Raw genomic sequence first — 14,556 nt, 5'->3', positions numbered from 1 at the left:
CCGGGCAGCGCCCGGTTTTCCGATTACAAAAAGAATATTACTTTTCAATACCCAGCAAGTTCAGGATAAACGCATATTCCTGGGCGTACTCCGCCAGGCGGGAGAAGCGGCCGGATTTACCACCATGGCCGGCTTCAATATTGGTTTTAAATAGCAGCGGGTTCTGGTCGGTTTTATGAGTACGTAATTTTGCCACCCACTTCGCCGGTTCAAAATATTGCACCTGCGAGTCATATAAGCCGGTGGTGACATACAGTGCCGGATAAGCCTGGCGGCTTACCTGATCATAGGGTGAGTATGACAGCATATAGTCATAGTAAGCTTTCTGCTTCGGATTGCCCCATTCGTCAAACTCGTTAGTGGTAAGCGGAATGGTTTCATCCAGCATGGTTGTGACCACATCAACAAAGGGTACATGAGCTATCAGTGCCCGGTATTTCTCCGGCGCCATATTGGCAACTGCGCCCATCAGCAAGCCGCCAGCGCTGCCGCCCATACCAAATACTTTATCTTTGGCAGCATAGTTATTGGCCACTAAATGGTCGGTTACCGCTATAAAGTCGGTGAAGGTATTAACTTTCTGCAGTAGTTTGCCATCTTCATACCAATGCCGGCCCATCTCCTGGCCACCCCGGATATGAGCAATGGCGTAAACGAAACCCCGGTCGACCAGCGAAAATACGGTTGAGCGAAATGATGGATCGGATGAGCTGCCATAAGAGCCATAAGCATACTGGTATAGCGGTGCCGTGCCATCCAGCGCCAACCCTTTACGATACAACAGCGATACCGGTATTTTCACGCCGTCAGCGGCGGTGGCCCATACCCGCTCGGTAACATAATTGGCAGAATCAAAATCGCCCAGTACTTCAGTTTGCTTTAGTAACTGCTTGTCGCCGGTCTTCATGTTCAGCGTATAGATTGTTTCCGGCGTGGTCAGCGAGGTATAGCTGTAACGTAACCAATCGGTATTCTGCTCTGGATTTTTTTCAAAACGGGTAACGTAAGCAGGCTCATCTGACGCAACATAGAACGCCTTATCCGGTGCTTGCCACGGCATAATTCTGATCCGGCGCAAACCTTCGCTGCGCTCGCTGATTGCCAGGTAGTTGTCAAAAGCGAGAAAGTCCTCAATAAACACCTGTTTATCGTGCGCCAGCAATGGTTGCCAGTTATTTCGATCTCCCAGTTTATCGGCAGCAACAGTCATTAGCCGGAAGTTCGGCGCCTGCCAGTCCGTTTTCACAATCCAGCGGCCCTGGTGATGCTCTGCCTCGTACTGAAAATCGCGCTGCCGCGGTGCCAGCACGGTAAAGCTACTTGCAGGCTTATCCGTTGGCTGCACCCGGATCTCAGTCGAGACCGTGCTTTCAGAAGTAATCACTACATACTGCTTATCGCGACTATTCGCCAGACTTAAGTAAAAACTATTGTCAGGTTCCTGATATACCGCTTTAGCGTCAGCCGGTTTATTTCCCAGCTTATGTTGCAACACAGTGGTACTTAACAGGGTTACCGGGTCGTTCTGAATAACATACAGGGTTTGGTTATCGGCTGCCCATGCCAAACTGCCGGACAAGCCGGTCAGCTGGTCCGCTAAATCCTGGCCAGTGCGTAAATCGCGCACTTTCAGGGTGTACTGACGCCGGCCGCTACTGTCTTCCAGATACGCCAGCAGGTTCTGATCCGGACTGACCAACCAGTTGGCTACCCGGTAATAATCTTTGCCCTCTGCCAGTTTATTAACGTCCAGCATTATTTGCTCAGTGCCGTCTTTTAGCGACTGACGTGCATAAATCGGGTATTCCTTACTGGTTTCATAGCGGCTGTAGTAGCTGTAGTCACCCTGGGTATAGGGCACCGAGCTGTCGTCCTGTTTAATCCGGCTAATAATTTCATCGGTAAGCTTTTCGGTTAACGGCTGATACGCATCGGCATAGGCGGTAAAATAGTCGTTTTCGCGGTGCAGGTAATCCAGCACTGTTGGCGAGGTGCGGCTGTCGTCGCGCAGCCAGTAGTAAGGGTCTTGCCGGTCGCCGTGAGGCGAGCTGATAGTGTAAGGTTGCTGCACCGCTAAAGGTGGTACCTGCGTTTCACCCGCTAAGGTGGAATTGACAAAAAAGCTTGTGATACTGCCGGCGATAAGCAGCGCAGACAGCAGGTTTTTAGATTTTGGCAGATTGTTATGCATAGGATTAAAGCACTCAATTTAAAGAGATTTGCAAGAACTTAACATAGGTAGCGGCAGGTTAGCTAAAGCTGATTATAAAAAAGTGTAAGCGCGTGTAATAAAAAGCCGGCAGCTGATAATGCTGCCGGCTGTGCTAACATACTCCGCAAGCAGACTGTTACATTTGCGATTGCAGATAGTTGTCCAGACCAAGCATTTTAATCAGTCGCAGCTGCTGTTCCAGCCAGTGGGCATGGTCATTTTCGGTATCATCCAGTAACTGCAACAGCATGTCACGGCTGACATAATCCTGCTCTTTTTCACATAAAGCCATGGTTTTCTTTAGCAATTTAGCCACGGTGTACTCAACGTTTAAATCATTTTGCAGCATGGTGGGCACATCTTTGCCGACATGTATCGCATCGCGATTAGCCATGTCAGGCGTGCCTTCTAAAAAGATAATCCGTTCAATCAGCTTAGATGCGTGGCCTTTTTCATCATCAAACTCGTGGTCAATTCGCTCAAATAGTTTATGCAAACCCCAGTCGTGATACATTCTTGAATGAATAAAGTACTGGTCCATCGCCGCCAGCTCATTGGCCAGCAACTCGTTTAATCCGGCTATTACCTGTTGGTTACCTTTCATAATTACTGCTCTCCCATCTGGGCTTGCAGATAATTAGCCAGCCCCATGACTTTAATCTGATGTTGCTGAGTTTCCAGCCAGTCGAGGTGCTCTTCCTCATATTCCAGTATCTCAGTCACCATATCGCGGCTGACATAATCCTGCTCTGTTTCGCACAGGGCAATTACCTCGCGCAGCAACGGCAGCTGTTCATGTTGAAAATCCATGTCGCATTGCAGCATTTCCTCAGTGTCTTCGCCAATCCGTAATTTGCCCAGGGCTTGTAAATTGGGTAAACCTTCCAGCATTAAAATCCGCTCAATCAACTCATCAGCCTGCTTCATATCTTTAATTGATTTTTTATAGCAAACGTCGTTCAGCGCCTTCAGGCCCCAGTTTTTATAAATACGGGCATGCAGAAAATACTGGTTTATTGAGGTCAGTTCGGCAGTAAGCAGTTCATTTAACTTACTTAGTACTTTTGGATTGCCTTGCATAATCGGGCTCCGGTTAGCATCATGATGCCAATAGCATAGGCCATTCTGGCTTTTTAAGCAAAATTACTTATAAATCATAGCTATACAATTAATAAGTATTCGTATTTTCATCCAGATCATCGCCGGATTATCCTGTAAAACAGCCATCAGTCGCATTGCGACTTCGCAGCAAGCGGTTTTGTCGGTACAGTGATAAGGTAATTTTAACCAAGAGAGCTGTTTATGCTGCGTTTTATAAAAATCAGCGGTCTTATTGCCGCCCTGCTGTCGGCCAGCTGGCATCTGAATGCTGCTGAGCAAATTCAAATTGATCCCGATTCGGTGGTTATCACCGAGCACCGTACTGAAATTAACGGCAAACGGGTTAACTACAAAGCGCATACCGGCACCCAGCCAGTATGGGATGATGAAGGCCACCCGATTGCGACCTTGTTTTATACCTATTATCAGCGCACCGATATTAAAGATACCGCTAAGCGGCCGCTGCTGATTTCATTTAATGGTGGTCCGGGTTCTGCGTCAGTGTGGATGCACGTTGCCTACACCGGCCCGAAAACCCTCAATGTTGATGACGAAGGCTACCCTTTGCAGCCCTACGGTGTAAAAACCAATCCGCATTCTGTGCTGGATGTGGCCGATATTGTGTTCGTTAACCCGGTAAATACCGGCTACTCCCGGGTATTACCAGACAAAGACGGCAAATTGCCCGGTAAAGATCAGCAACAAAAAATGTTCTTTGGCACCAATGCCGATATAACCTATCTGGCAGAGTGGATTAACAGTTTTGTCAGCCGTTACGAGCGCTGGAATTCACCGAAGTTTTTAATTGGCGAAAGCTATGGCACCACCCGGGTGTCCGGGCTGGCACTGGCGCTGCAAAACCAGCAGTGGATGTACTTAAATGGTGTGGTGCTGGTATCGCCTACCGATATCGGTATCAGCCGCGATGGCCCGGTTAAGGCCGCTAACCGCTTACCGTACTTTGCCGCCACTGCTTGGTATCACCAGAAACTGGCAGCCGATTTACAGCAAAAAGATTTGTACGATATTCTGCCAGAAGTAGAAGAATTCACGATTAATCAATATCTGCCTGCGCTGGCCAAAGGCAATATGATTAGCAGTGAGGAAAAACAGCGGATTGCCGAACAGGTTAGCCGCTACTCAGGGATCAGCGTGCAGAATGTCCTGCGCAGCAACCTGGATATCAGCACCAGCTATTACTGGAAAGAATTGCTGCGCGACCGCGGCCAGACCGTTGGCCGGCTTGATTCACGCTATCTGGGTATTGATAAAAATGATGTAGGCGAACGGCCGGACTACTGGGCAGAGCTGACCTCCTGGCTGCATTCCTTTACGCCAGCGATTAACGACTACCTGCGTACCGAACTGAATTATAAAACCGATATTAAATATAATATGTTCGGCCCGGTGCACCCGTGGGACAGAAGTGATGACAATACCGGTGAAAACCTGCGCCAGGCAATGGCTCAGAACCCCTACCTGCAGGTGCTGACGCAATCAGGCTATTATGACGGCGCCACCAACTATTTTGATGCCAAATACAATATGTGGCAGCTTGATCCAAGTGGCAAAATGAAGGACAGGATGAGCTTTAAAGGCTATCGCAGCGGCCATATGATGTACTTACGGGCAGAAGATTTAAAGAAATCGAATGACGATTTGCGTCAGTTCATTTTAAACGCATTACCGGCAGAAGGTCAGGCAGCAAAGTACTAACTTTGCTGTGCCAGCCTTGAGAAGCGGCAGAAAGGATCCCATGCTATAAGTTCAACCCTGACCTTGATTAGGAAAAGGAGCCCGCAATGGCAACCCGGATTGAACATGACAGCATGGGCGAACTGCAAGTGCCCGCCAACGCGCTGTATCAGGCCCAGACGCAGCGCGCCATCAACAACTTTAAGCTAAGCCCGCTTACCCTGCCGCGGGCCTTTATTCAGGCTATCTTACATATTAAGAAAGCGGCAGCCACTACCAACAGTGAACTGGGTGTGCTGGAACCGGCCATTGCCGGCGCTATTATTTTTGCAGCTGAGCAACAACTTGCGCGCACTGAAATGGAACACTACCCGGTTGATGTGTTTCAGACCGGCTCCGGTACCAGCACTAATATGAATGTGAATGAAGTACTGGCCACCCTGGCCAGTGATAAGCTAGGCCAGCAGGTCCACCCCAACGACCACGTCAATGCAGGCCAGAGCAGTAACGATGTGATCCCCACGGCCATTCAGTTAAGCAGTGCCCTGGCCATTCAGAACCAGCTTATCCCGGCCCTGCGCCATATTCAGGCAGCGCTGGTGCTGAAAAGTCAGCAGATTGGTCATATTGTTAAGACCGGCCGCACCCATTTAATGGATGCGATGCCGGTAAAGTTCGAACAGGTTCTCGGTGGCTGGCAAAGTCAGCTGGCCCATGCCGAGCAGCTGCTACAACAGCAATTGCCACGGCTGCAGCAGCTGGCACAGGGCGGCACCGCCGTTGGTACCGGCGTCAATACCCATCCGGAGTTTGCCGGATGTTTTGCTGGCCATTTAAGTACCGATACCGGCCTTAAGTTAAGCTCCAGTAAGGATTTCTTTTTTAATATCAGCTCACAGGATGTCTCAGTAGCCTGCTCTGGCGCGCTGAAAACGTTGGCAGTTGCTTTGCTGAAAATCAGTAATGATCTGCGCTGGATGAATTCCGGCCCACTGGCCGGCCTGGCCGAAATAGAACTGGCCGCACTGCAACCCGGTTCATCCATTATGCCCGGCAAAGTAAACCCGGTTATTCCGGAAGCCGTCGCCATGTTAAGCGCTCAGGTCATCGGTAATGACACTACGATTACTATCGCCGGCCAGTCAGGTAATTTTGAACTGAACGTGATGCTGCCAGTGATTGGTTATAACCTTTTGCAAAGTATCGGGTTACTCAGTAACGGTTGCCAGGAGCTTGCTGATAAAGCGATTCGTGACTTTAAAGTGAACCAGCCGAATATTGAACAATCGCTTGATAAAAATCCTATTCTGGTCACGGCATTAAACCCGGTAATTGGCTACGAAAAAGCGGCCGCTATTGCCAAAAAGGCCTATCAGCAAAAGCGTCCTGTGCTGGAGGTGGCACTGGAGCATACCGATTTAAGTAAAGAGGAGCTGCAGGATTTATTGAACCCGGCCAAACTTACCCATAATCAGTAACTGCTGATACCGGAGAATAACCCACAACCGGATTACTGCTTAGTGACTGGATTGTGGGTTTTATCGCAGCCTGTCGCGCAACAGCCGCGGCTGATGTCACCTTACCTTTATTGCTGCTATAGTAGACGCCAGCTTATTGACAACATTAAAGGTTTTCGATGAAACAAGGTGCCCCCCTGCTACTTGCTAGCCTGTTTACCACCAGTTTGCTGGCCACCAGTTTGTTGGCCAGTACTGTTGCCAGCGCCGACCCGGTACTGCTGCATAATATTAAAGGCTATGGCTTTAACCCGGAACGTGAACTGGTGTCTTTTTCAGCGCTGGCGTTTGATGATGCCAGCGGCAAAGTACTGGCCCGAGGTGACGACGCTGTGACTAAGCAGTTCAGTGGCGCCCGCAAACTGGACGGCAAGGGTAAAACCTTACTGCCCGGCTTAATTGATGGCCATGGCCATGTACTGGGTTTGGGAGAATACCTGAACCAGGCCGATTTGCGTGGCATTGGCAGCGAACAGGCTACAGTGGCGGAAGTCGCCCGCTTTGCTGCCAGTCAGCCACAGGCGCCATGGGTCATCGGCCGCGGCTGGAACCAGGTGCTGTGGGACGATAAAGCCTTTCCGGATAAAAGTTTACTGGATGAAGCGGTAGCCGATCGGCCGGTATGGCTGGTACGAATAGATGCCCATGCCGGCTGGGCTAACAGCAAAGCGCTGGCGGCAGCTGGTATCAGCAAAGATACCCTGGACCCGCCGGGTGGCGAGATCATTCGTGATGCCAACGGTAACCCAACCGGGGTATTAATTGATAATGCGATGCAACTGGTCCAGCAAAAAATTCCGGCGCCAACCAGTGATGACAAAACCGCGGCGCTGCAGCTGGCCTTTAATCATTTATTAGCACTGGGCATCACCAGCGTGCACGATGCCGGCGTAGATTCTGAACTGGCCGATATTTACCAGCAACTGGCCGAAACCAATCAGTTACCCCTGCGTTTATATGCCATGTTATCGGCTAAAGATCCGGAACTGGGCCGCTGGCTGGAGCAGGGTATTGTTGATGATCCGCAAGACTGGCTGGATATCCGCTCAGTTAAAATTTATGGCGACGGCGCATTGGGCAGCCGCGGTGCCGCCCTGCTGGCCGATTACAGTGATCAACCGGGCCAGACCGGCTTACTGGTGACCCAACCCGATGCATTAACCCAGATTATGCAATTGACGATGGATGCCGGCTTTCAGGCCAATGTGCACGCCATTGGCGATCGGGCCAACCGCCTGGCGTTAGACAGGTTTGAACAACTGGCCACGGCTGAGCAGCGACTAGCCGGCCGGCACCGGATAGAACACGCCCAGATAGTGGCACCGAAAGATATCCCCCGTTTTAAAACCCTGAATGTCCTGCCATCAATGCAGGCAGTGCATGCTACCTCAGATAAAAATATGGCAGGCGACCGGCTGGGAGTAGCCCGGTTACGGGGCGCCTATGCCTGGCGCAGCTTTATTGATCAGGGCAGCATTATTGTTGGTGGCTCAGACTTTCCGGTAGAACTGGCTAACCCGTTTCATGGCTTACATGCATCTGTTACCCGTCAGGATCAGCAAAACCAGCCGCCTGGTGGCTGGCTGCCGGAACAGCGTTTAACCCTGACCGAGGCACTGCGTTCTTTTACGGTGGATGCCGCCTATGGTGCCTTTCAGGAAGACACTCTGGGCACCCTTGCTCCGGGCAGCTGGGCCGACTTTATTCTGGTCGACCAGGATATCTTTAATATAGATCCCAGTCAGTTATGGCAGGTACTGCCGGAACAAACCTGGGTGCATGGAAAACTCAGGTATCAGCAAGCGACGGACTAACCCAATTGCCGGTATTGTTGCGGCGAGAGACCATGCTCTCGCCGGAATGCCCGGCCAAAATTGGCCGGATCAGCATAACCCAGCAAATAACCGATCTGCTGTACCGGCAATGCGGTAGTCATTAAATATTGCAGGGCAATTTCTCTGCGCCACTGAGTAACCAATTGCTGATAGCTGGTTTGCTCCTGTTCCAGCCTGCGCCGCAGAGTCCGGCTGGATAATGTGAACTCGGCCGCGGCCTGTTCAATACCCGGGATCCGGCCTTTGGTGCGGCCAAGCATCAGCCGGATTAATCCAGCCATACTCTGACGCTGCTGCCAGCGCTGTAATTCCTGTTCACATTGGGCGGTCAGCTGGCTCTGCACCTGCCGGTCAGCCCAAGGCGAAACTATTGCAAGATCAGCTGCATCAAAAACCAAACGATGTTCTTTCTGATTAAACTCTACCGGGCAGGGAAAAAAGGCCTGATACAAAGCGCTGTAAGTGGGCCTGGTAAATGCAAATTGTACCTGCCGCAATCGGTACTGATGGCCCGAGACAAAATCAAGGATGGCATGTAACGCCACGGCAAAGGTATCGAGCACAAATTGGCGAACATCTGCCAATGGCTGCAGTTCAGTTAACACCAGTGATACCTGCTGGCGTTGTTGTTGCATCGTCAGGCTTAACAGCGGGCTGCGGGTAGGAGTGTATTTGCAGATTAACGCTAACGCCTGCTGCAGATTACCACTACTCATTGTTGCCAGGCCCAACAAGCCGTGCGTGGTAATGGTTAGCTGGCTGCCCAGATACAGCCCCAGCGCCGGCTCTTTTATCTCAGCACAACACTGAGTGATCACTGTCTGAAATTGTTGCCAGCTCAACGTGGCATCAAGCTGGTCCGGCAGCGCAACAGGCAGCCCAGCGTTCAGCAATAGCGTCTGCGGATCCGCACCACGGCTGTGGACAAGATCAAGCAGGTTGCGCAGATAATGGCCAGGCAACACAACCTGACTCTCTGCTACTTTGCTATTGGCGCTGATGCTAACGCTAACCATGCTAAACGGCTGCTCCTGAATAGTGCCGACTGGATCTGTGATAAGCAGTGTAACGCAGTAGTTTCCATCACTGCAGCATCTGGCCGCAAATGACCAGACATTGGCTGCGACTGCCCTGCCAATACAGCAGGTGTTATTTTAAGCTGGCGGTATCCATTGCTGCTGGCCGCAAAAAAATGATTCACTATGTAAAATTCAGTCTGTTTCACCTGCTGACGCTGCCTTTTATTGCCGGCATTACCCTGGGCGGGTACTGGATGGCACTGGGCCTTGCAGCAATATTACTGCTGGTGGTATTTGGCGATCTGTTGCTGGGTGATGACCAGACCGAACCTGACTATCAGATGCCATGGCTGCTCAATGGCCTGGTATACAGCTCGTTGCTGTTTATCTTGCTGATCTTTTTCGCTTTATTATGGACTGTCGCCAGCACAGATCTGTTTGGCTTCGGCCAGCTGGTGCAACAGTTAACCGGCTATGATGCCCTCGCAGCGCGTGAGGCCAACCATTGGTGGCACTTTATGCCGGTATGGCTCGGGGCAGGCTTGCTGATAGCGATAGTGGGTACCGTACCTGCCCATGAACTGACTCACCGGACCGCTGAGCCGCTGGCGATGCTGACAGGCCGCTGGCTGCTGGCGTTCAGCTTCGATGGCACCTTTGCCATTGAACATGTATATGGCCATCACCGCTACGTTGGCACCGTGCGTGATCCGGCCACTGCGCCCCGCGGTCGCACCGTGTATCAGCATATTCTGCACTCCACTATTGCCGGTAATCGCAGTGCCTGGCATATCGAAGCCCAGCGCCTGAACCGTAAGCAACAACCGCTGTTCAGCTGGTACAACCGGGTATTGCGGGCGGTAGCGATGTCATTATTGCTTTGTATTCTGGCCGCTGTACTGGCTGGCTGGGCCGGCTTGCTGCTATTTTGTGCCAGTGCAATGCTGGCTAAGGCCGTACTGGAAGTGGTGAATTACATTGAACACTATGGCATTGAACGCGCAGTCAATCAGCCGGTGCGGCCTTATCACAGCTGGAACAGCAGTAAACGGATCAGCAGCTGGGCCAGTTTTAACCTGACCCGCCACTCGCACCATCACGCCCGGGCGCAATTACCGTTTTACCAGCTAAAAGCCTGTCCGGATGCACCCGATTTACCGACCGGCTATCTGGGTTCGATGTTGCTGGCGCTACTGCCGCCGTTATGGTTCCGGCTGATGGCACCTAAATTAAAACAGTGGGATAGCCGCTATGGCCAGACTGCGCTGTCAGGTAAGCCAGCTGAGAGTCAAGCTGGCATAAAAAAGCCGCAGTGTCGTTAAAAAACCACACTGCGGCTGACAGACTGCTTAGCAGTTAACTGACCTCACCCGGCGATTCTTCCGTTAACGTCGGCTCAGAAAAGTCCGGGCTGCCGGCGCGGCTATGTTTATCGCGCAGCTTACCAATAGCCGAGCTTAACTTGCGCTGCATTTTATCCGCAGCGCCGGTCACCGCCTGGCCCACCGTCGCAGCGTGCTCAGTAATAGCTAGCGGTTCCATCCCTTCCGGACGGGCTTCAAGCAGGCAGCGTTTATCATTGCCATCGTGTTTGGTATTGCCGTTTTCATCACTTAAATGCACTTCAATCCGGGTTACATGGTCAGCAAACCGGCTTAATTTATTCTGCAATGTCTCGCGCACAAACTCGGCCAGCCGCTCATCGGCCTGAATATTACGATCACTGTTAATTTGAATTTGCATAGGCTACTCCTGTTAATAACGCTGAGTCGGGACTCATTTTACAGACCCTGCCCGCGTCGAATGGTTGCATACCACTCTTACTTATCTGGAGACAGTTACTGGTATTCGCAAGGCCAGATAGTGCAATTTCTTACCGATAAAAATCAGACAGCCATGGTAAAGTCTGGTTAAAATAGCTGTAATTTATGCCGATACAAGCCGCAACTATGATAAGTAACAAATGGGCCAAGCTGATTAAGTCGCTGCATCAGAAAAAGTACCGCAAAGCCGAGCAGCTGTTTTTTGTTGAGGGCGAAAAAGCGGTGTTAGAGGTGCTCGCTTCAGGCTGGCCGGTACGCGCGCTGTTTGCCACCGAAGCTTTTACCCAGCAGCATGCCCATGCGCTTAGCACCGTCGGTTTGCTGCAGCAATGCAGTAGTGATGAACTGGTTAAAGTAGGCTCCTTCAGTAGCAACGACGCGGCACTGGCGGTGGTGGAAGTACCGCAATGGCCGCTATTTAGCGCAGAAGCACACAGCTGGACCCTGGTGCTGGATAATATTAACGACCCGGGTAATCTGGGCACAATTATCCGTATCGCCGATTGGTACGGTATTAAGCATATTTTATGCTCGCCCGACACCGCCGATTGCTATAATCCGAAAGTCATTGCCGCAGCCAAAGGCTCATTTTTACGGGTGCAGTTACATTATCTGCCACTTGCCGAAGCATTAGCCCACGCCAGGATGCCAGTGTATGGCGCCTATCTGGGCGGCGACAATGTGCATCAGTTACAGCTTAACGAAAAGGGCGGCTACATTGTGCTGGGCAATGAAGCCAACGGTATCAGCAATCAACTTGGCCGGTGCATCAGTCGTAAAATCACTATTCCGGCTTTTGGTGGCGCCGAATCATTAAACGTCGGCATTGCCGCGGCGGTGATATGTGACAACCTGCTCAGGCTTAGTCGTTAATCATTCAGCATTAACAGCTTGCATCATTAACAGTTATCCTTTAACACTAAAGCCGCTTTGCGCTAAACTGGCGCCATTCTGTTGTCGTTCTCCGGCGGTTTAGTATGACATTTCCCACTATTGAGCATGAAGTTGGCAACACCCGGCTGGTCAGGTTGCAGCGGATGGCGGCCCATACTAACAGTACAGTATTGCTGAAACTGGAAGGCGATAACCCGGCGGGCTCGGTAAAAGACCGGCCGGCGCTGAATATGATTGTCCAGGCCGAGTTACGGGGTGAGATTAAGCCTGGGGATAGGATAATTGAAGCGACCAGCGGCAATACCGGCATTGCCCTGGCGATGGCGGCGGCGATTAAGGGCTATGCCATGACGTTGATTATGCCGGATAATGCTACCGAAGAGCGCAAAAGCTCAATGCGCGCTTATGGCGCTGAGCTGATTCTGGTAACAAAAGAGCAAGGCATGGAGGGCGCCCGCGATTTGGCGCTGCAGCTGCAGGCTGAAGGCAAAGGTATCGTGCTGGATCAGTTTAATAACCCCGATAACCCGGCCGCACATTACGCCAGCACCGGGCCGGAGATCTGGCAGCAAAGCCAGCAGCAAGTCAGCCATTTCGTCAGCAGTATGGGCACCACCGGCACTATTATGGGTGTATCACGCTACTTAAAACAGCAAAACCCTGCCATTCAGATTATTGGCCTGCAACCGGCTGAAGGTGCCAGCATCCCCGGCATCCGACGCTGGCCGGAAGCCTATCTGCCGGGCTTTTTTGATAAAAGCCGGGTTGACCAGATTATTGATATCAGCCAGGACGATGCCCTGAATGCAATGCGCCGGCTGGCACGCGAAGAAGGTATTTTTGCCGGGGTCAGTTCCGGCGGCGCAGTGCATGCGGCTATTCAGTTGGCGCAGCAGCATGACAACGCGGTCATAGTGGCGATTATATGTGATCGCGGCGATCGTTATCTGTCGGCTAATATTTATTAGTTTTCGCCCGCTTTCACGTCAAACCATTACACTACATCATTAAGCTAAATCATTGTTATCGAAGCAGTGTCTGTCCGATTTAGTTGTTATCCGGTTTGGTATAACGGGTTAAGTAGACTATGCTTATTTCGACTGCGCTATCTGTTTTTCCGCAAATTATAAGGCTCGCTTATGAAAACCCACTGCAGAATCGCCCTTGTTGCGGCTGCTGGTTATTTAGTTTCACCAGCATCTTTCGCCGCCACGCCCACCGAAACAGACGAAATTAAACAACAACTTAACCTGTTAAAAGCCCAGATTACTGCGCTGGAAGCCCGCCTGGCCGAGCAGGAGCAACAACAGAGTGAACTGACAGAGCAACAGCAGCAGCTTGCCAGCCGGCAGGACACTGCAAAAGCCACTGATGACAGTGCTGACGGCATTAAGCTGGGTGGGGCTATCCGGACCAATTACAGCCACACCTCGTACAATGATGGCAATAAAAACCGCGGTGGCGATTTTGATTTTGATATTTTCCGGTTAAATCTGAACGGCAGTATCGGTGATGTATTGCTGAATGCCGAGATCCGCTTTTTTGATTATATGTCAGCGGTTAAATATGCTTATGTCGGTTATCAGTTCACTGACGACTGGCAGGTACAGGCCGGCATCACCAAAGTCCCTTTCGGTAACTGGCCCTATAATTCCCACAACTGGTTTTTCAGCACCAACTATTATATCGGGCTGGAAGATGACCACGATTTAGGCATTTTATTTAAACGTAATATCAGTGATAACTGGCAGCTGGATTTAGGCTTCTTTAAAAATGATGAACTCGGCGGGGTCGATGGCTATGTTGAAAGCCGGGCCGATCGCTATTCGTACGATATAGTCGGCGCCCGCTTACCTGGCGACGGCATTTATGATAACCCGGCACAACCGCTGGGTGAATATAATACCTTCAGCGGTCGCTTTGGCTACCACCTGAGCCATGGCGAAGTGAAAACCGAGCTGGGTGTGTCGGCACTGGCCGGGGGCCTGCATAACGGCCAGACCCGGGCCGGCGACTATAACGCCTGGGCGTTGCACAGCAATAGCTATTACCACAACTGGAACCTGCAGCTGCAATACAGCCAGTATCACTATGATATTGACGGCGTTGAACGAATGGCAGTTGGCGCTTATGCCTTTTATGACTCTATTGCCGCAGAAGCCACCTCAGCCACGGTAAACCTGGCCTATAGCATGCCGGTAGAATGGGGCCCGGTAACCGGGCTGCAATTTTATAATAACTACGGCCTGGTCTACGACAAATCTGATGGCAGCCGCGACACCATGATGAATGTGACCGGCGTATCGGTCGCAGCCGGTGGCTTTTTCACTTACTTTGACCTGGTTCATGCCAAAAACCAGCCGTTCGTCGGTGGCAGTGCCAGCGGTGACAGTAGTGAAACCGAACGTCGATTCAATATTAATATTGGCTATTATTTCTAAAATAACAACAAGGATAACC

Annotated in this window: 12 protein-coding genes; 7 read left to right on the top strand and 5 right to left on the bottom strand. The window is 51.1% G+C overall.

Annotated elements, in window-relative coordinates; all coding sequences use genetic code 11:
* Positions 1-37 precede the first annotated feature (37 nt).
* The 3 genes from R3187_RS16120 to bfr (R3187_RS16110) form a co-directional block, all read right to left on the bottom strand.
* Positions 38-2,191, bottom strand: coding sequence for a S9 family peptidase (locus tag R3187_RS16120; RefSeq protein ID WP_318968086.1), 2,154 nt, complete (start codon positions 2,189-2,191; stop codon positions 38-40).
* Between the two features lie 157 nt (positions 2,192-2,348).
* Positions 2,349-2,816 carry a bacterioferritin gene (bfr, locus tag R3187_RS16115; RefSeq protein WP_318968085.1) on the bottom strand — a complete coding sequence of 156 codons (468 nt, stop codon included), beginning with the start codon at positions 2,814-2,816 and terminating at the stop codon, positions 2,349-2,351.
* Positions 2,817-2,818: 2 nt separating this feature from the next.
* Complete coding sequence (gene bfr, locus R3187_RS16110; RefSeq protein WP_318968084.1) at positions 2,819-3,292, bottom strand: bacterioferritin; 474 nt, start codon at positions 3,290-3,292, stop codon at positions 2,819-2,821.
* Positions 3,293-3,514: 222 nt separating this feature from the next.
* Here bfr (R3187_RS16110) and R3187_RS16105 point away from each other — a divergent pair, with 222 nt between their 5' ends.
* The 3 genes from R3187_RS16105 to R3187_RS16095 all read left to right on the top strand — a co-directional run bounded on the left by R3187_RS16105 (position 3,515) and on the right by R3187_RS16095 (position 8,339).
* A complete protein-coding gene (locus R3187_RS16105) occupies positions 3,515-5,029 on the top strand; it encodes a S10 family serine carboxypeptidase-like protein (RefSeq protein ID WP_318968083.1) in 1,515 nt (504 codons plus the stop codon).
* Between the two features lie 86 nt (positions 5,030-5,115).
* Entirely contained in the window at positions 5,116-6,486 is a 1,371-nt protein-coding gene (locus tag R3187_RS16100; protein WP_318968082.1) for a class II fumarate hydratase, read from the top strand.
* A gap of 158 nt (positions 6,487-6,644) precedes the next feature.
* Positions 6,645-8,339, top strand: coding sequence for an amidohydrolase (locus R3187_RS16095; RefSeq protein ID WP_318968081.1), 1,695 nt, complete (start codon positions 6,645-6,647; stop codon positions 8,337-8,339).
* Here the strand turns inward: R3187_RS16095 and R3187_RS16090 are convergent.
* On the bottom strand, positions 8,336-9,376 hold the full coding sequence (locus R3187_RS16090; RefSeq protein ID WP_318968080.1) for an AraC family transcriptional regulator: 1,041 nt from the start codon (positions 9,374-9,376) through the stop codon (positions 8,336-8,338). The two genes, R3187_RS16095 and R3187_RS16090, sit on opposite strands and share 4 nt — an antisense overlap.
* An 89-nt stretch (positions 9,377-9,465) precedes the next feature.
* Here R3187_RS16090 and R3187_RS16085 point away from each other — a divergent pair, with 89 nt between their 5' ends.
* Positions 9,466-10,701 carry an alkane 1-monooxygenase gene (locus tag R3187_RS16085; RefSeq protein WP_318968079.1) on the top strand — a complete coding sequence of 412 codons (1,236 nt, stop codon included), beginning with the start codon at positions 9,466-9,468 and terminating at the stop codon, positions 10,699-10,701.
* Positions 10,702-10,735: 34 nt separating this feature from the next.
* Here R3187_RS16085 and R3187_RS16080 read toward each other — a convergent pair whose 3' ends face one another.
* Positions 10,736-11,122, bottom strand: coding sequence for an HPF/RaiA family ribosome-associated protein (locus R3187_RS16080; RefSeq protein ID WP_318968078.1), 387 nt, complete (start codon positions 11,120-11,122; stop codon positions 10,736-10,738).
* 206 nt (positions 11,123-11,328) lie between these two features.
* Between R3187_RS16080 and R3187_RS16075 the strand changes: the two genes are divergently transcribed.
* The 3 genes from R3187_RS16075 (at position 11,329) to R3187_RS16065 (ending at position 14,537) form a co-directional block, all read left to right on the top strand.
* Entirely contained in the window at positions 11,329-12,075 is a 747-nt protein-coding gene (locus R3187_RS16075) for an RNA methyltransferase (protein ID WP_318968077.1), read from the top strand.
* A gap of 104 nt (positions 12,076-12,179) precedes the next feature.
* Positions 12,180-13,064 (top strand): cysteine synthase CysM, encoded by an 885-nt coding sequence (gene cysM / locus R3187_RS16070; RefSeq protein ID WP_318968076.1) that lies wholly within the window; start codon positions 12,180-12,182, stop codon positions 13,062-13,064.
* A gap of 171 nt (positions 13,065-13,235) precedes the next feature.
* Complete coding sequence (locus R3187_RS16065) at positions 13,236-14,537, top strand: porin (protein ID WP_318968075.1); 1,302 nt, start codon at positions 13,236-13,238, stop codon at positions 14,535-14,537.
* Positions 14,538-14,556 lie beyond the last annotated feature (19 nt).

Origin of the sequence: Arsukibacterium sp., from assembly GCF_033721375.1 — a bacterium.
Lineage (GTDB): Bacteria > Pseudomonadota > Gammaproteobacteria > Enterobacterales > Alteromonadaceae > Alishewanella.
This window is presented reverse-complemented; position numbering and strand designations above follow the sequence as displayed.